The sequence below is a fragment of the Sporolactobacillus shoreae genome (assembly GCF_004684935.1).
In the GTDB taxonomy this organism is placed as follows: domain Bacteria; phylum Bacillota; class Bacilli; order Bacillales; family Sporolactobacillaceae; genus Sporolactobacillus; species Sporolactobacillus shoreae.
This window is the reverse complement of sequence record NZ_SRJD01000028.1, coordinates 15300-31987: the sequence shown is the minus strand read 5'-3', so window position 1 is coordinate 31987 and position 16688 is coordinate 15300. Positions and strand designations below refer to the sequence as shown.

Here is a 16688-nt window from a genome sequence, read left to right as displayed (position 1 = left end):
GGCTGCCAACTCCTCGTTACATATATTATAATATGTAACGAGGATAAAGTCAATAAAAAAACCGCTGTATATAAGTGTTTTCGGCAGTTTTAAGTAGGATTATCGTTACACTATATGGGAATGCAGGTTTTTAATGTTCCGAAGATCCCTCATAAAGATTTGGTAAACATCTGGGGAAATGGTGCTGTTAATATCCAAAAAGTTGATGCTGATTCGAAAGATAACCGAGGACGTTACCTAAGCAAGTATTTTGCAAAAAATCTGGATAATCTAGCATCATTAATAAAATTTCTGAACAAAAAACGCTTTTTTCGCTCCAAAAATTTAAAAGAACCAGATGTTAAATTCTTTTATCATGAGAAGCCCATGAATTTTTCAAATGATAAGGTACTCTATCAGAAAGAGTTTATGCGTAAACAAAAAATGGGTGAAGATTGGATTGAAACACCCGTTCGATATACAAAGGTAAAACCAAGAAAGGTGTGATCGAATTTGTCAAATGTAATCAGCAAAGAGACTTTAATAGCACTTGGCTATCCAAAATCTACAGCACAAGGAATTATTCGACAAGCAAAAGCTATTATGGTGCAAAAAGGATACACCTTATATAATAACAAACGTCTTGGCCGTGTTCCTCGTGAAGTTGTTGAAATGATCATTGGAACAAAAGTAGGGTGACTCAAAATGGCTAAGATAAACGGCGTGTATCAAGATAAGAAAACAAAGAAATGGTATTTTTACGCCTCGCTTGGTTTTGATGCTGCAACTGGGAAAAGAATTCAAAAAATGAAACGTGGATTTAATACCCAAAGAGATGCCTATGAAGCAAGAATTGAATTACTTAAAGATGCGCAGGATATAGGCATTTTATCTAATACGGATATGAACTATAAAACATTCATAGATGAAATTTTTCTTCCTGATTATAAAGCGAAAGTCGAGATCACAACCTATGAAAATAGACAAAGTGTTCTTCAAAAGATAAAAAATTACTTTGGTAAAAAAAAGCCCGCAGATATCTCGGCAATGGAAATTCAACGTTTTAAAAATAATCTTACCAAAAACTATTCCCAAGCCTATGCACGTGCTGTATATGGTATGTTCTCACAAACAATAGAAATGGCTAAAAATTTGGGAATGCTGAAGCATAATTTAGTTAAACGAGTAGGGACTATTCCCAAAGCAAAGGTAAGAGTTGAATTCTGGTCAAGGGAAGAATTCGAAAAGGTATTGACGACCTTTGATTTAGGCGATTACTATGACCACTATTCTTTTGTCATCGTTTGGTTGTATTTTATGACCGGATTGCGAGTTAATGAAGGCACTGCTTTGTTATGGGATAGAGATGTCGATCTGGAAAACAAAACAATTTCCGTTCAATATAGCTTGCGTTTAAAAAATAAAGACTCATGGGAATTTGGCCCGACAAAAACAAAAGCAGGACGTAGAACCATTGCTCTAGATAATGATACCATTGAAATACTTAAAAATTGGAAAGCAAAACAGGAAGAATTCGGAAAGATTGACTTTGTCTTATCCTACAATGGCAATCCAACATGGAAGTCAACGATAAACCGGATTGTAAAGCGGCATGCCAAACTAGCTAGTGTAAAAGAGATACAACCAAAAGGGCTACGCCATTCACATGCTTCGCTTCTAATAAACGAACAAAATGCTAACCCTCTTATTGTTAAAGAACGTTTAGGACATGAGGACATAAAAACCACACTGGGCATATATGGTCATCTATATACCAATACAAATTTTGAAGTTGCAAATAAATTAACCGGACTTATCAAAATTAATACGTCCAGTGAAAGAAAGACCAAATTCCAAGGAAATCAGTCTTTTCAGTATAATCATTCTAAGAACACTAAAGATACTCAATGAACTTTAGAACGTTGGTATAAAGAATGCTATCATAAGTGCTATCAAATAATAAAAAAAGTCTAGAAACCCTTGTTTATCAAAGGCTCCCAGACTTTATTTGTTTATTCCCACTCAATCGTTGCCGGCGGCTTAGATGTCACGTCATACACAATACGGTTGACGTGCTCTACTTCGTTGACGATCCGGGTTGAGATTTTTTCAAGGACTTCCCAAGGAATCCTTGCCCAGTCGGAGGTCATGCCGTCGATTGAGGTGACCGCGCGGATCGCGATGCAGTGGTCATACGTGCGTCCGTCGCCCATGACGCCGACACTCTGGATGTTCGGCAGGACGGTGAAGTACTGCCAGATGTCACGGTCGAGGCCGGCATTTTTGATTTCTTCGCGCAGGATGGCGTCTGATTCGCGGACGATCGCCAGCTTGTCCTCAGTGATCGCGCCGAGTACGCGGATGCCGAGCCCCGGTCCTGGGAACGGCTGACGCCAGACGATATCGTCTGCCAGGCCGAGCTCGGTGCCGAGCTTGCGCACCTCGTCCTTAAACAGTGTATTCAATGGCTCGATTAATTTAAATTTCATATCTTCCGGCAGGCCACCAACGTTGTGGTGCGACTTAATGTTCTGAGACGAACCGCCCGCACCGCTTTCCACAACATCCGTATAGAGCGTACCTTGCACAAGGAAGGAAATGTCTTCGAGTTTATTGGCTTCATCTTGAAAGAGATAAATAAATTCATTGCCGATAATTTTACGCTTGCGTTCCGGATCACTGACACCTTCCAGTTTGTCCAAAAAGCGTTTCTTCGCGTCAACATGGATAAAATTCATATGGAAATGGTCTTTGAACGTAGCCACAACACCTTCTGCTTCACCTTTGCGAAGCAGGCCATGGTCAACGAAAATACAGGTCAGTTGGTCACCGATCGCTTTGTGAACGAGTGCAGCCGCAACCGATGAATCCACACCGCCGCTCAGCGCGCAAAGCACTTTCTGGTCGCCGACCGTTTCGCGGATTTTCTCGACCTGCTCGTCAATAAAGTGTTCCATCGACCAGCTTTTCTCCGCACCGCAGATCGAGTAAACGAAGTTTTTCAGCAGTTCGTTGCCATAGACGGAGTGGCGCACTTCCGGGTGGAACTGAACCGCATAGACTTTTTCCGCTGGATTGGCCATCGCAGCAACATGGCAAGACTCACTGCTTGCTTCAATAACAAAACCTTCAGGAAGTGTTTTGACCAGGTCACCATGGCTCATCCAGACCGTCTGAGTAGCAGGGAGTCCCTGGAAAAGTAAATTATCTGTGTTCGCCGTGATGTCTGCTTTCCCATATTCTCGATGAGTCGCGCGTTCAACCTTTGCACCATAGTGCTTGCTGATCAAGTGCAATCCGTAACAAATCCCCAGAATTGGAATATTCAAGTCGAAAATAGCTGGATCGCAGTCAGGGGCTCCATCGTCATAGACACTATTGGGTCCGCCTGAGAAGATAATCCCCTTAGGATTTTTTTCTTTAATTTGTTCCGCGGTCAGCGTATGCGGAAACAACTCACTGTATACGCCTAAGTCGCGAATACGTCTTGCGATCAATTGGTTGTACTGACCGCCGAAGTCCATAACGATAATCAAGTTATTCGGTTCTGCCATCCTTCTGTCCCACCCCATCTTCTTTGTTGTTCCACAGGCACATTGTCCCTGATTTTCTCAGTGTCCGTAAGATATCATCCATTTAAAAAGCCGGAGGCCAAAAGGCTTCCAGTTTCTGTTTTACACACAATACACTCTTATTCATCAACGTTCAACAAATTGAACTACTTTTCTTATTTTAACAATGAAAACAGTGTTCATCAACCCGTCAGATCAAATACCTTAGATAGATATAAACCGTTGAAATCACGATAGATAGGATCATGACGGGTATCCCGGCTTTCATAAAACGGATGAACGTGATCGGGTGTCCTTCTTTTCCAGCGAGTCCGGCCACAACGAGGTTGGCGCTGGCACCAATCAAGAGGCCGTTCCCGCCGAGGCAGGCACCAAGCGACAGGCTCCACCACAGGGGCTCCAGATTGTTCAGCCCCATCGCGCCCATGTCCTTAATCAGCGGAATCATCGTGGCGACGAACGGAATATTGTCCACAAAAGATGAGGCGAACGCGCTCATCCACAGGATCAAAAATGTAGTCGACACCGTTCCGCCACCCGTTAGATTAAGCGCTGCAGCAGCCAGACGGGTGATCACGCCCGTTTCCACCAGCCCCCCAACCAGAATGAACAGGCCAACAAAAAACCAGATCGTACTCCATTCCACACCACTCAGTGCCTGTTCCAGATATCGTCCGCCAGTCAGCAACAGCAGGAGAAACGCTCCGGCCAGGGCTATTGTCGCTGTCTCCACCTCAAGCCGCTGATGAAAGAAAAAGCCGGCGACTGTCAGTATTAGAACACCCAACGATTGAACCAGCAGCACCGGATCTGTAATTTCATCTCCAGCATCCAGGTCAGCGAGCCTTGCCCGCATTTCAGAGTTGCTCCGAAGTGATTTACGATAATAGAAACACAAAAATAGGAGCGTGGCCGCTGTGATGATCAGGATTACAGGTCCTAGATTTGTGATAAAATCCATGAAACTGAGGCTTCTGACCGCGCTGCCGATCATGATGTTCGGTGGATCGCCGATCATTGTCGCCGTTCCTCCGATATTGGACATAAAAATCTCAGACATCAGAAAAGGCACCGGCGAAAGATCCAGCTGTCTCGCAACACTGAACGTTACCGGTGCGACCAGCAGCACTGTGGTTACATTATCAAGAAAAGCGGAACCAAAAGCCGTGATCAGTGAAAAAACGATCAGCAAAGAAATCGGACGCCCGCTGACACTTTGCGCGGCCCGAATTGAAACAAATTTGAACAGGCCTGTCCGAGCAGTGATGGAAACGATAATCATCATGCCGATCAGTAATCCAATTGTATTAAAATCGATAAAACGGATGGCTGCTGCCTGATTGATTACCCCAAGAAAAATCAGTGCCAGAGCACCAATAATTGCGATAATTGTCCGATGTATATTTTCGGAAATAATGAACCCATATGCCATGATGAATACAATAATTGCGATCAACGCTTCGTGATCCATAATATGCCTGTCCCTTCTCAGAATAAGGAAATAATCATGGAGCCGTACGCTCCGATTCTTCAAAAAATTAAATTTCTTCGCCTTTCCAGGCCACTGACTGAATCAGATGAAGCTGAAAGAGGTGAACGACAAAAGCTACATAGGCACTCCTCTGAACAATGACCTGGTACTCCCGGTTTTTACGTGAATAAAAAAGGATATCGGTGTACACTTTATCGCTTTCAAAAAAAAGCCTGACTTCATGAAGGCGATGCTCCGCCTCCCCGGTCCTGGCGGAAATCAGAAATTCAAAGTCATTTTCGTTCCTCTGCTCGGTGATCGTGACCATTGATTCATCAGCTTTATAGCTCAGATTTTCCATCGGTGACACATCCTGCTCTTATCAGTTTTCTTTTTTCATTACGCCATCTTTCTCTCTGAACAGAAGCTTCAGAAGCGGCGGCGTGATCAGTGTAGTCAAAAGTACAACCATAATTAAAGGTGTGTAAAAGGCTTTGTTCAGCAACTGAGTGTCTATCCCTGCCGAAGCCAGAATGAGCGCGACTTCCCCTCTTGATACCATTCCCGCTCCGATTCTAGCTGATGAGAGCCGGTTATATCCGGTCATCCAGGCTCCGAGACCCGAGCCGACAAACTTGGTCAGAACCGCAATAAGAGTCATAATCACAATAAAGCCCATCTGGTCGGAGATCCCCTTAAATGTCACATGAAGCCCGATGCTGATGAAAAAAACAGGTGTGAAGAAACTATAGGCGATCGGTTCTATTTTGTGTTCCACTTTTTCTTTGAACGAAGTCTTGGAAATCGCAACGCCGGCAATAAAACTGCCGATAATCCCGGCTAACCCTAGAAGATCCGCATACCACGCAAACATAAAGCAGAGAATCACTGCCGCGCTGACCATAGGCTCACTGACTCGGAGAGAACCCAACACACGCAGGACTACCGGAACGCCCTTCCAGGAAAATAAAATAGCCGTAGCAAAGAAAATAAGTTTCGTCCCGATCAGAAGCAGTATGTTGCTGTCAGCCCCTCCGAAAACGCTCATCACAAGAGCGAGAAGAAGGATCACAATCACATCATCCAAAACGGCTGCTCCGAGGAGCGTGATACTCTCTTTCGCCTGCAGCTTGCCCAATTCTTTCAGTGTTTGCACGGAGATGCTGACTGACGTTGCGGAAAGAATCAATCCGAGAAAAATCGAGTGTGATGGCGCCATACCCATGATGCCGCCCGTAAGGTACCCAAAAAGAAGCGGGAACACAATGCCGCCTACAGCAACAGCTGATGACGACCGCGCGCTCTCCTTCAATCCTTCCAGATCTGTCTCCAGCCCGGCAATAAACATCAGCAGGATCACGCCGATCTCACTGATCAAGTGAACTATTTCCGAGTCGGAAATCCAGCCGAGCAGCGCCGGTCCCAGAACAATACCGGCGAGAAGTTCGCCGAGAACTGCGGGCTGACCGATCCTTGTGCTTAAGTGTCCAGCCAATTTAGCTGCCAGTATAATAAGGCCCAGTTCGACTATGAGCTGCATGGTTGCCCTCCAATTCATGTATCACGGGCTTTAACCTCAAAACAAAAAGAGCCCGTGTTTGACAGGCTCCTCCAGTTTGCTCTCCGTTATTCATTTCTTCCTTTAGCATATCCGAACCCGTCTCAGGCTGTCAAGTATCCTTTTCCAAACAAAAAAAGGAGCCTCATTTCTGAGACTCGATAAGAATAAAAGGGGGGAAGCGAGTTTATCCTTGCTTCAACATCTTAAGAATAACGCTGATTTCTTAAAAATCGCTTAATTTCGGCAAATTTTCGATATCTTAGAATCTCATTTAAAAACGGTATAAGGCACCTCCATATGAATGATCCCGTTCGAATAAGGCGCCACTTCATATTCCTGAAAAATGACGACAATACCCTTATCGTAAAAATAGAACTGGCCATTATAGATATCAATACTTTGAAACGCGTCGACAAAAAAGTCATAGCGTCCTCTGTCCTTTAAATCAATCATTTGCTTTTTGACGAACGTATTCACTTTCTGAAGCTCTTTTTTATCTTTAATGATCTCGTTCAGCCTGTGCTCTTTTCCTGAAAGGATATTGAAATTATAAACCTTCTCATAGTGCATGCCGTGCGCGCCGCCGGTATAAGCTTCATCGATGAAGGAGATGCTCAGCATCTGGCCGTTGTTGTATCTGACGAACGGTCTCGTACTGGCATAGTATGGATCTGCCGCGCTGATCAGATGAACCTGCGCATACTGTTTTTTGTATTTAATGTCCGTCTTCAGAACTTCCCTCGCATGTGAATGAAGGGTCTGATTGATTTTCTCCAGAACACTGCGCTTCGGGATACCGGACGTCACAACAGGGTAAAAGATGCCCTCCGAGAGCTGCTGCACTTTAACTTTTACCGGCGACATGTGTTCAGCTTCTGCCGGATTGGCCGCAAAACCAAAAAAAAGTGACAGAAACAGAGTAAAGGCAAGATAACCCGTAATCCTCTTTATGGGCATCGCCGTCATAGCAATCCCTCCTCGTTTCACACTATTCTTATTATGTCCGGAACACTCAAAACTCCGTCGCTCATTCAAAAATTAGGATTTACGGCGCAAATTCCGCGTTTTAGATACGTGGCTACAAACCTGAAAGGACAGGGTTCCAGAACGATCGCAAAATGGCACCTGGTTCTTGTGAAGCCCCGGAGCCGTGTTACTGCTGAAAATTATAAATATCTGGAAATCCTAGACGTTATCGAAAAACGGTTCAATTCTCATATAAAAATTTTGGGCTCTGAAAAAGGATCAAAAACTTCATTGAGAAAAATGATCTGGAAATTTCGAAGCTTTTTGAAATGGCAAAACGAGGCTATTTAGAAACAATTCTGAACGAATTGATAAAACAGTTAGAGAAGGTAGTATTAAGTCATGACAGAAAAAAGGCACATGACTCTTGAACTAACAAGGAGATAACTCTTATTTCTATCATTTTGTCTGCAATTTTACAAAATATTAAACATACAAGCCTCTTTTATACTCCCGTCTAGTAGTTCTCTTTTAAGTAAGAAAAATCCCTGAAGATAATAGCAGAACCTTGTCAAAATATATTTTCCAAAATTGAAAAAATTTTCCTTATAATTTTATAGAGGCGTGTTAATCTTTTTTGGTTCCGTGAAACTATTTGTATTTCTTGATAATTCTTTTGACAGCAAGATAGATCAGTGCAATGGTCAAAACGAGAATTATGATGCCAGGAATGCTTACATTCGTCACTGTCACTATGAAAACCTCCTTGGTTAAATCTTTCTTGATCACAGTATACAATATTTTTTCATGAAAGCGTATGTAGGATTCAACTGCTACCTACTCTGTGGGACCATAAAGAAATTATTTTCAATTGAATCTAGATACGGGCTTGACCAAGTGTAGACGTATCCCTTACCGTAAACAAAGGAGCAAAACTGGGTGATTTTCATTCCTATTTTCTTCCATAACCTGTAAAATGGAAATAGATACATTTCACACTTGATCCGCTTCGGATTCGCCTTGAGTCTTTTTTAAGCGAATAAGACATGCAGTTAAATCATAATGAGACACCATTAGGATCCCATGCATAAACAGAAAAACAAAAGCAAAATCAGGGAGATGGTTCAGCCGTGTTTGCTCCATGGATTTCTCAAAGCTTCTTCATCACACTTGCCGGTTTTGTCTGCTCCATCATTTTTGGGATTATGCTGATTGTGAGGGGGGCGAACAAGGGGCCCAAGAAAGAGCTGGTTATTGCAACCTCACTATCCGGCGGCGGTCTTCTTTTAGGCATCATTCTTCTTGCCATTGGCCTGATCCTTACCCCAAATCATGGTTATCACGATTTTCAGGATAACTGGTCTTACCCTGATTCATCGGATACGAGTGACCCTTCATCCGATATAAACAATTCCTCAGCTAAAGTAATCAGTGAGGCGAAATTAAATTATTCGGACACCTATGGGCAGCAGACGACCCGGATCCCGGATGCAAAAATTGAGGATGTCTCAGGACTTGGCTGGACGGATGACAATGACGCAGCGATTAACTACGCGCTCGTGATCAGTCTAAGCATCACAAACCACGCGGGCGAAAGTGCCTCATCCTATCCGTGGCAGGGCTATTTTGTTTTGCCGGACGGAACACAGATCAATGCCGCCGAGGGATTGCAGTTTGATTTACAGGATTCCTTTCAGGACGGGGACATTGAAAGCGGCGCGACCAATCAGGGCTATGTTGTCTATCCTCTATCCGAGACAAGCGCGTCATCCCTCAAGAGCGGGCAGCTTTATTTTGAGGTCTATTGCGGAGACAGCAAGCAAACCTCGATAAATTACCATGTGCCAATAGAGTTTACAAAAAATAATTTGTAGAAAGTGGGGACTGGTTGATGAAACGCACAGCAGAATTTGTCCTTTCATTAATTGGTGTTATTCTTGGCACCCTTGGGTGGTTCTGGCTTCCCGTCAGCGCACTGATCTATTTAGCCATACCGGATTTTACTTCATTTGGATCTTTTATCTATTTTTTGATTTATGCGATCATCGATATTCCGGTCTTGGTATTCAACTGGATCGGCACATTTAAACTCAAAAAGCATCCGGCGGGATGGGGATTCTATTTCCTCGCAACGGGAATACTGTTTTTGAATGTGTTCAGCATCATCGTCGCCGGTATGCTGCTTGGCCGCCAGCAGGCAGCAGAGATTTCCGCACCGGCAGCCCCGCTCAATAACACCTTACCAAACGAGCAGGCCTGAATCAGCCACCTAAGCGGAGCAGCTTTCCTACTTATTTCTTGCCTAGCCGGGTACAATGGATACGGAGGTGCTTGCCATGATTATTATTCACGCTCTATTCAAAGTAAAGCCCGAGGCCAAAGATATATTTATCACTGAAACCATGCCACTGATCGTCGGTTCCCGGATGGAGGAGGGGAACATCAGCTACAATCTCTATGAGGACACATCAGTGCCGGATACATTTATCATGGTCGAAGAATGGAAGGATGAGCAGGCGGTCGAAACGCACAATCAGACACCGCATTTCGTCCGCTTCGGACTAAGATCTAAACCCTTTTTTCAGATTCCGACTCAGGTGAAGGTTTTCTCTGCAGAAGAAAAAAACTGAGAGATCCTGGCTTAAGAATGTTCTTCGGAAAATGATCGGTTTCCGAAGAATTTTTTTATGGAAACAAAAGACACCCTTCACCGGGTTTCGTGTGCTATTCTTGAAGAAAGGGGCGGTCGTATGTGGTTTACTGAGTCGGAGTGCATTCAGGCCATGAAGGTGGCGTCGCATTATCTCGGATTCTCATTCACAAGAAATGACTATTTACACTGGCAGATGGACCATTCGGAATATCCGACAGCCGCACAGATCGCTCACCGGCTGCACGGGTTTAACGAAGCCAAAGTTCAGGCGGGGCTGATCCCCAATGCCACAGTCAGGACCTCCAGTCAATTTTCTGACGATGAACTGATAATCGCCTTGAAAAACGCATATCAGGATCTTGGCGGAACGTTCAGCGAGCGTTCCTATGAATTGTGGAGGAGCAGGAAAGAGAAGAAGCCGTCACTCAGTACCATTCGGAACAGGCTGGGAAGTATTACTGAATTAAAAAAGCGACTGGAAGCGAATTCTTTCAGCTTTGACGCGGCATTGATCTATGACAGCGATAAATGGAAAGTGCCCCTGGTCCAGTTCATTGCCGGACAGCTTAGCCTGAATGCCTACAAAAAGTGGTCCAGAGAACACGGCGCGCCATCCGTCTCTGATCTTCAGGATTACGCGGACAGCTACGAAGGCGCGCTCGTTGAAGCGATGAATCGCTACATACAGCAGATTAAAGACGGGAGAGACAGAGATTAAGAATCCATAGGCTACTTTTTTGCAGCAATTCTCATTTTGGTGATTGAAGAATCAAAACAAGGCATCTCCCGGGAGAATCAGTAGCACTCTGGAACATATCTTTTTAAACTATTTAAGGGAGCCTGCGCTTCCGAGGCTCCCCGTTATCTTGATTTTTAGAAAATCCGTCTTCTGGTTCTCAGGAGAAAAATAGCGGCGATCAGGAAGAAGGGTATGAACCTCCGTCTGGAAAAACGATCCCGAAGAAATATTCCTCCCCGCGGATCCATCCCGTCTATGACTCCCCAGTAAACCTCACCACAATGGCCACGAACTTCAACAGGCTGTCCCCGGTAACACATTAAATTTTCCATTGAATCATTCCTTTTCTAAATATTCTCACCTCACTCCTAAGTTATGTCATCTATAAATCTTTTGAGTGGTTCTTCTGCTCAAAGATAGAGAAAACAAGCGAATCTCTCAGTTACGACTGCCCGAAAAAAGGTACTTTTCGACTCTCCTTCAGTCTATTTGCGTCTCGCCCACGTTAAAACAGGCTGTTTCATTCCTCCGTTTGTACCTTTCGCGCACTATTCCTACTCATAAAATGTATTATCACGAGATAAGGAGGTTTTTGCTCATGTGTTCTGATGGTGGATACGGTGGCAGCTGTGGTGGATTCAGACCGGTTAACAACTTTGCCCTGATCGTTGTCCTGTTTGTTCTCTTGATCATTGTTGGCGTTTCCTTTGTAAGCTGGTAATCTGCCACATCCTCTATAACCCATGCAAGCACTCCCAGTTAAGAGCACCTTGCGCCAGGTGCTCTTTTAACTCGCTTCAAACGCTCAATTTCTGTAAGAACCATCTGCACCTGTCATAAACATGCAGATTCTTTATATTGACATATTTTTCACGTCTCAATTGGGCTTATGACCCATTCCGCATCTGTCTATCCGCTCATATAATGCAACATTACTGGGTAAGGGGGTGTTGCTATGGGTTATCCTGTTGGTGGCGCATGTGGATGCGGCGGATATGGTGGATACGGATTCGGCAGCGGATTTGCCTTAATTATTGTTCTATTCATTTTGCTTATTATCATTGGGGCAACTTTTGTTTATTAATGATCACCGCTTTTTAAGTTTGGCCTTGTTAAACTTATCTGTTGTTTTTCGCTCTAGGCGCCCGTTTTCCGCGGACGATCCGTGAGCCTCACACCTTCCGCTCCAATCAACGGAGGGGCAAAAACAACATTAAATTTAAACTTAGCCTTAAGTTTAAGTCGCCTATAGTCTTATTTTTCAGGTCACTCCTCATATAAAGGGCACCTTGCGCCGGGTGCCCGTTTTCGCTTTTTCAATGGCTTTGTTAAACTCGTCTGTTGCTTTTCGCTCCAATCAATGGAGCAGTAAACCTAGCATTAAACGTTAACATAGTCTTTCTCAATAAATAATTACGCTGTTCTAAACGAGATTCTCATGAATAGGAATGACTGTTTAAAAATCTCTTGTAGCGAAAAGGGGCATAATAAATGGAAATTCCTGTAACTGGTTTCGTGTTCCAATCTGATGATTCAGACCCGCTTCATTCTCATCAGCTGTTTATTACAAGCTGGGACGGACGGCCTTTACATGTTCACCAGTTTCAGGGAACGACTTCATTCGATATGGGGCACAGACATCATTATGCTGGAACAACTGAACCAGCTCCAAGCGGGGTCCCGCATACACATCGATATTTCACTTTTACTTCTGTCGATGACGGTCATAGGCATGAGATATCCGGTGTGACAGGTCCTGCAATCACGCTTCCAACCGGAGGCCATTATCACGAATTCCGAGGTACAACAACAATAAATGGCGTTAATCCCCACTCGCACCATTACTCCGGCCAAACAAGTCCTGAATGAAAAAATAGGCTGCCACCATTCGACGAAATGATGCGCAGCCTATTCTTTAATCTGGTGTATCTCCAGCACTCAAAATTCAAGCGCTCTTAATCTTCATCATGGAAAAAATCTGAACTCGTGAGAATGTGCGAACGTGACAACGGGAAAAACAGTATGCCTTGACGTAAGTATCAGATACAGAAATAATCCTGATCCGCCGTTTGCTGAACTGCCCGGATTTGTCCTGATAAATGATTACGGCGATGTCTCCCCTACGCACACTGATCACCCCTTTTTAATCATTATAGCGAACACAAGTTCGTAAATCAACGATCAATTTTTGTTAGAATATGTAAAGAAGACCCGGTCCGGTTTTTTTGGGGTTAGAGGAGTTTCTATCCTAAGCTAGGATGCAGCAAACGTGGATTACGACATTGTGATCTAACGAAAAGATGCAACATTTCAGCTGCTGGCTGGTAAAATCTCGAAATCGGCTGGTAAATTTGCAATTGTGGCTGGTAAAATCCCGAATCCGGCTGGTAAATTTGCGATTGTGGCTGGTAAGACTCCGAATTTGGCTGGTAAGCCGATTTATTAGCACGATTTAAAGCAGGACTTATCTTGATCTGCAAAACTCTCGGTTCCATTTCATATTGATTCTGTGTGATTGATTAAGGCTTCGGTGCAAACTTCATACGATTCGGAGAAACTCATTTTTTACTGCTCACCTGTTGCCGTTCCCGTCTCCTTTGATCATAACAACCGCATCGAATTTTTGCCTCATGCTGTTGCAGAAAAATTATACTGAACTTGTAAAAAAGGACACCTCCCATTTTTTTACGGAAGGTGCCCTTTTTCAATCACTATTAAAAAGCAAACTGTTGCTTTATTTTGCCTTTTCAGGCCTTGATTTTACATCATACCCATGCCAGGGCCGCCTGCAGGCATTGCAGGTTCCGGATGTTCTTCAGGCTTGTCAGCAACAACAGCCTCGGTTGTCAGCAGCATCGCTGATACGGAAGCTGCGTTCTGCAGAGCGGAACGCGTAACCTTTGTCGGGTCAACAATACCAGCTGCGATCATGTCTACCCATTCGTCTTTGGCAGCGTCATAACCGAATCCAGCTTTCTGGCTCTTCAGTTTTTCAACGATAACAGAGCCTTCGAGGCCTGCGTTCTCGCCGATCTGGCGAACAGGTTCTTCCAGAGCGCGGATGACAATGTTTACGCCAGTCTTTTCGTCGCCTTCAGCAACAACAGCAGCAACGTCTTTGATCACGTTAGCCAGAGCTGTACCGCCGCCGGCAACGATGCCTTCTTGAACAGCCGCGCGGGTTGAGTTCAGGGCGTCTTCGATACGAAGCTTACGTTCCTTCAGTTCCGTTTCAGTAGCTGCGCCGACTTTGATGACTGCTACGCCACCGGACAGCTTAGCCAGACGTTCCTGAAGTTTTTCCTTGTCAAAATCAGAGGTTGTTTCAGCAAGCTGTGCTTTGATCTGGCCGACACGTCCGGCAATCTTTTCGGATTCGCCCGCGCCTTCTACGATCGTCGTATTGTCTTTTGTGACAATGACTTTGGCAGCTGAACCCAGCTGATCAACCGTCGTTTCTTTCAGTTCAAGGCCAAGATCGCTTGTGATAACCTGGCCGCCGGTCAGAACGGCGATATCTTCCAGCATTGCCTTCCTGCGGTCGCCAAAACCAGGAGCCTTAACAGCGACAACGTTGAATGTGCCACGCAGTTTGTTGAGAACGAGAGTTGCAAGCGCTTCGCCTTCAACATCTTCAGCGATGATCAGCATGGCCTTGCCCTGCTGAACAACTTTTTCAAGAACAGGCAGGATTTCCTGGATGTTGGAGATTTTCTTGTCAGTAATCAGAATGTATGGACTTTCAAGAACAGCTTCCATCTTGTCCTGATCCGTAACCATGTAAGCCGATGCATAGCCGCGGTCAAACTGCATGCCTTCAACAACATCCAGTTCTGTCGCGAAGCCCTTGGACTCTTCGATCGTTACAACGCCGTCGTTGCCGACCTTTTCCATAGCTTCGGCAATCAGTCCGCCGACCTTCTCGTCTGCGGAAGAAATCGAAGCAACCTGAGCGATCGAAGCTTTGCCTTCGATCGGCTTGGAGATCTTCTTCAGGCCTTCGACAGCAGCAGCCGTCGCTTTTTCAATACCGCGGCGAATACCCATTGGATTCGCACCGGAAGCAACGTTCTTCAGGCCTTCGCGGATCATCGCCTGTGCAAGAACTGTAGCCGTTGTTGTACCGTCGCCGGCAACATCGTTTGTCTTGCTGGCTACTTCAGAAACAAGACGTGCGCCCATATTTTCAAATTTATCTTCAAGTTCAATGTCTTTCGCAATGGTAACACCGTCATTTGTGATCAGCGGTGAGCCGTACTTTTTGTCCAGTACCACGTTGCGGCCTTTCGGTCCGAGTGTTACTTTCACTGCATCTGCCAGAATGTCCACACCGCGCAGCATGGAGCGGCGTGCTTCTTCGCCAAACTTAATATCTTTTGCCATCTTGGAAAGTCCCTCCTGAATTTTTTTGTTTCGTTAAATTATTCAACGACAGCCAGAATATCGTCCTGACGGACAACAAGATACGTCTTGCCATCATATTTGACTTCCGTGCCGGCATATTTTGAATAAATGACTTTTTCTCCTTCTTTTACATCAAGCGCAATGCGTTCGCCCTTATCCGAAACTTTGCCGGCGCCGACTGCGACGACATGGCCTTCCTGAGGCTTTTCCTTGGCCGAGTCAGGCAGCACGATACCACTTGCTGTTTTCTCTTCTTTTTCCTGTGGTTCGATAACGATCCGATCACCCAATGGCTTTAACATGAAAAAATACCCTCCTTAAAAACGTTAAGTTAAGTACTTTGTTAGCACTCACTTCGCCTGAGTGCTAATCCATTTAATATGATAATCAATTCCCTACTGATTTGCAAGTTTTTGATTAAATATTTACGGTTTTTCATACGCACTTCACAAATGTGGGAAGAAGGCGGATATTCTTTAGTCTGCCGCGCACTGTGATAAAATAGTGTATAGAGAAAAATGGTTGTGCTGATTCGTTTCATTCACGTTCATCCATTTTGAAATCCGTCGATTCCATCCGAATATGAGGTGTCTTTGTTGGTTAAACGTTACATAGCAATCGTTGTGATCTACCTGCTCTGTTTCAGTTCCCCGAGGCTGCCGGGCATTTCCGGGCTGTTCCCGAAAACTCCCGGCGGCTACGGCAATGTCTATACCGTTGTTTTCTTTGTAACGCTGGCCGCCGTCCTGCTTCTTCTCCTTCCCGAGCGCACCATGCGATCCGGAGAGAAACGCGCATCTGTTGGCATGTCTCTCCTCTGGGCCGTCGGTGGTGTGTTCGCCTTGTTTTTTCTGCAAATTTTGGCCACGCTGATCAACTTTTCACTCTTTGGACAGGTGGCAGGATCAGAGCATACGAAGCAGATTGAAACTCTGGCTAAGTATTCTCCTGTTTTCATTTTGACAGTAAGCATTATCGGACCGGTGCTCGAGGAAATTGTTTTCCGAAAAATTTTATTTGGAGGCATGAGAAAGAAGATTGGCTTCTGGTTTGCTGCGATCATCAGTTCTATTATTTTCGCCCTTATGCACCTGGATATCCGCAATCTGCTCGTCTATTTCATGATCGGTGTTTTTCTCTGTTTCAGTTATCAAATGACGCGGCGAATCACAGTGAACATGTTCATGCATGCGACAATGAATACCGCCGTTGTCCTTCTTAGCTACGCTGCTCCGGCAATCGGCCTGATTTCTTTTCTCAATCACTGAATCCATACGCAAAGGGCCCGGGGAATTTTTCCCCGGGCCCCTTGCGTTTCACCCTATCATGCTTTCTCTTTAAAA

The 16688-nt window shown here is 44.7% G+C and carries 18 protein-coding genes; 11 read left to right on the top strand and 7 right to left on the bottom strand.

Annotated elements, in window-relative coordinates; all coding sequences use genetic code 11:
* Nucleotides 1-114 precede the first annotated feature (114 nt).
* Genes E4665_RS16295 through E4665_RS16285 form a run of 3 tightly spaced genes read left to right on the top strand, consistent with a single transcriptional unit; the run spans nucleotide 115 to nucleotide 1890 of the window.
* Nucleotides 115-486, top strand: coding sequence for a hypothetical protein (locus tag E4665_RS16295; RefSeq protein WP_135349865.1), 372 nt, complete (start codon nucleotides 115-117; stop codon nucleotides 484-486).
* A gap of 6 nt (nucleotides 487-492) precedes the next feature.
* Complete coding sequence (locus E4665_RS16290) at nucleotides 493-678, top strand: DUF3173 domain-containing protein (protein WP_135349864.1); 186 nt, start codon at nucleotides 493-495, stop codon at nucleotides 676-678.
* A gap of 6 nt (nucleotides 679-684) precedes the next feature.
* Nucleotides 685-1890 (top strand): site-specific integrase, encoded by a 1206-nt coding sequence (locus E4665_RS16285; protein ID WP_135349863.1) that lies wholly within the window; start codon nucleotides 685-687, stop codon nucleotides 1888-1890.
* 101 nt (nucleotides 1891-1991) lie between these two features.
* Here E4665_RS16285 and guaA read toward each other — a convergent pair whose 3' ends face one another.
* From guaA to E4665_RS16260, 5 genes are all read right to left on the bottom strand, one after another.
* Nucleotides 1992-3533, bottom strand: coding sequence for a glutamine-hydrolyzing GMP synthase (guaA, locus tag E4665_RS16280; RefSeq protein WP_135349862.1), 1542 nt, complete (start codon nucleotides 3531-3533; stop codon nucleotides 1992-1994).
* Nucleotides 3534-3741: 208 nt separating this feature from the next.
* Nucleotides 3742-5022 carry an ArsB/NhaD family transporter gene (locus E4665_RS16275; protein ID WP_135349861.1) on the bottom strand — a complete coding sequence of 427 codons (1281 nt, stop codon included), beginning with the start codon at nucleotides 5020-5022 and terminating at the stop codon, nucleotides 3742-3744.
* Between the two features lie 67 nt (nucleotides 5023-5089).
* The gene (locus E4665_RS16270; RefSeq protein WP_135349860.1) at nucleotides 5090-5383 is read right to left on the bottom strand and encodes a hypothetical protein; all 294 of its coding nucleotides are present in this window, start codon (nucleotides 5381-5383) and stop codon (nucleotides 5090-5092) included.
* Nucleotides 5384-5404: 21 nt separating this feature from the next.
* A complete protein-coding gene (locus E4665_RS16265; protein WP_135349859.1) occupies nucleotides 5405-6562 on the bottom strand; it encodes a cation:proton antiporter in 1158 nt (385 codons plus the stop codon).
* A gap of 288 nt (nucleotides 6563-6850) precedes the next feature.
* The gene (locus E4665_RS16260; protein WP_135349858.1) at nucleotides 6851-7549 is read right to left on the bottom strand and encodes a DUF3298 and DUF4163 domain-containing protein; all 699 of its coding nucleotides are present in this window, start codon (nucleotides 7547-7549) and stop codon (nucleotides 6851-6853) included.
* A gap of 1130 nt (nucleotides 7550-8679) precedes the next feature.
* On the opposite strand from E4665_RS16260, the gene E4665_RS16255 reads away from it, so the two are divergent.
* The 7 genes from E4665_RS16255 to E4665_RS16220 all read left to right on the top strand — a co-directional run bounded on the left by E4665_RS16255 (nucleotide 8680) and on the right by E4665_RS16220 (nucleotide 12810).
* The gene (locus E4665_RS16255; protein WP_135349857.1) at nucleotides 8680-9423 is read left to right on the top strand and encodes a hypothetical protein; all 744 of its coding nucleotides are present in this window, start codon (nucleotides 8680-8682) and stop codon (nucleotides 9421-9423) included.
* 17 nt (nucleotides 9424-9440) lie between these two features.
* Complete coding sequence (locus E4665_RS16250; protein ID WP_135349856.1) at nucleotides 9441-9809, top strand: DUF4064 domain-containing protein; 369 nt, start codon at nucleotides 9441-9443, stop codon at nucleotides 9807-9809.
* A 76-nt stretch (nucleotides 9810-9885) separates the two neighbouring features.
* Complete coding sequence (locus E4665_RS16245) at nucleotides 9886-10179, top strand: putative quinol monooxygenase (RefSeq protein ID WP_135349855.1); 294 nt, start codon at nucleotides 9886-9888, stop codon at nucleotides 10177-10179.
* A gap of 57 nt (nucleotides 10180-10236) precedes the next feature.
* Nucleotides 10237-10920: a hypothetical protein gene (locus E4665_RS16240; RefSeq protein ID WP_241654926.1), complete on the top strand. Its 684-nt coding sequence runs from the start codon at nucleotides 10237-10239 to the stop codon at nucleotides 10918-10920.
* A gap of 586 nt (nucleotides 10921-11506) precedes the next feature.
* On the top strand, nucleotides 11507-11662 hold the full coding sequence (yjcZ, locus tag E4665_RS16230) for a sporulation protein YjcZ (protein ID WP_422067268.1): 156 nt from the start codon (nucleotides 11507-11509) through the stop codon (nucleotides 11660-11662).
* Nucleotides 11663-11896: 234 nt separating this feature from the next.
* Complete coding sequence (locus E4665_RS16225; RefSeq protein WP_135349852.1) at nucleotides 11897-12025, top strand: YjcZ family sporulation protein; 129 nt, start codon at nucleotides 11897-11899, stop codon at nucleotides 12023-12025.
* A 407-nt stretch (nucleotides 12026-12432) separates the two neighbouring features.
* Nucleotides 12433-12810: a YmaF family protein gene (locus tag E4665_RS16220; RefSeq protein WP_135349851.1), complete on the top strand. Its 378-nt coding sequence runs from the start codon at nucleotides 12433-12435 to the stop codon at nucleotides 12808-12810.
* A gap of 891 nt (nucleotides 12811-13701) precedes the next feature.
* Here the strand turns inward: E4665_RS16220 and groL are convergent.
* Together groL and groES are read right to left on the bottom strand one after the other, a co-directional pair.
* Nucleotides 13702-15324: a chaperonin GroEL gene (groL, locus tag E4665_RS16215; RefSeq protein WP_135349850.1), complete on the bottom strand. Its 1623-nt coding sequence runs from the start codon at nucleotides 15322-15324 to the stop codon at nucleotides 13702-13704.
* Nucleotides 15325-15362: 38 nt separating this feature from the next.
* Complete coding sequence (groES, locus tag E4665_RS16210) at nucleotides 15363-15647, bottom strand: co-chaperone GroES (RefSeq protein WP_135349849.1); 285 nt, start codon at nucleotides 15645-15647, stop codon at nucleotides 15363-15365.
* A gap of 294 nt (nucleotides 15648-15941) precedes the next feature.
* On the opposite strand from groES, the gene E4665_RS16205 reads away from it, so the two are divergent.
* Complete coding sequence (locus E4665_RS16205; protein ID WP_135349848.1) at nucleotides 15942-16613, top strand: CPBP family intramembrane glutamic endopeptidase; 672 nt, start codon at nucleotides 15942-15944, stop codon at nucleotides 16611-16613.
* The last annotated feature ends 75 nt before the right edge of the window (nucleotides 16614-16688 follow it).

Bases quoted from the DNA above. Each gene is read 5' to 3' on its own strand.
- groL (WP_135349850.1), bottom strand. From the start codon at position 15,324: ATGGCAAAAGATATTAAGTTTGGCGAAGAAGCACGCCGCTCCATGCTG.
- E4665_RS16275 (WP_135349861.1), bottom strand. From the start codon at position 5,022: ATGGATCACGAAGCGTTGATCGCAATTATTGTATTCATCATGGCATAT.
- guaA (WP_135349862.1), bottom strand. From the start codon at position 3,533: ATGGCAGAACCGAATAACTTGATTATCGTTATGGACTTCGGCGGTCAG.
- E4665_RS16285 (WP_135349863.1), top strand. From the start codon at position 685: ATGGCTAAGATAAACGGCGTGTATCAAGATAAGAAAACAAAGAAATGG.
- yjcZ (WP_422067268.1), top strand. From the start codon at position 11,507: ATGTATTATCACGAGATAAGGAGGTTTTTGCTCATGTGTTCTGATGGT.
- E4665_RS16245 (WP_135349855.1), top strand. From the start codon at position 9,886: ATGATTATTATTCACGCTCTATTCAAAGTAAAGCCCGAGGCCAAAGAT.
- E4665_RS16295 (WP_135349865.1), top strand. From the start codon at position 115: ATGGGAATGCAGGTTTTTAATGTTCCGAAGATCCCTCATAAAGATTTG.
- E4665_RS16270 (WP_135349860.1), bottom strand. From the start codon at position 5,383: ATGGAAAATCTGAGCTATAAAGCTGATGAATCAATGGTCACGATCACC.
- groES (WP_135349849.1), bottom strand. From the start codon at position 15,647: ATGTTAAAGCCATTGGGTGATCGGATCGTTATCGAACCACAGGAAAAA.
- E4665_RS16225 (WP_135349852.1), top strand. From the start codon at position 11,897: ATGGGTTATCCTGTTGGTGGCGCATGTGGATGCGGCGGATATGGTGGA.
- E4665_RS16260 (WP_135349858.1), bottom strand. From the start codon at position 7,549: ATGACGGCGATGCCCATAAAGAGGATTACGGGTTATCTTGCCTTTACT.
- E4665_RS16265 (WP_135349859.1), bottom strand. From the start codon at position 6,562: ATGCAGCTCATAGTCGAACTGGGCCTTATTATACTGGCAGCTAAATTG.
- E4665_RS16250 (WP_135349856.1), top strand. From the start codon at position 9,441: ATGAAACGCACAGCAGAATTTGTCCTTTCATTAATTGGTGTTATTCTT.
- E4665_RS16240 (WP_241654926.1), top strand. From the start codon at position 10,237: ATGGAAACAAAAGACACCCTTCACCGGGTTTCGTGTGCTATTCTTGAA.
- E4665_RS16220 (WP_135349851.1), top strand. From the start codon at position 12,433: ATGGAAATTCCTGTAACTGGTTTCGTGTTCCAATCTGATGATTCAGAC.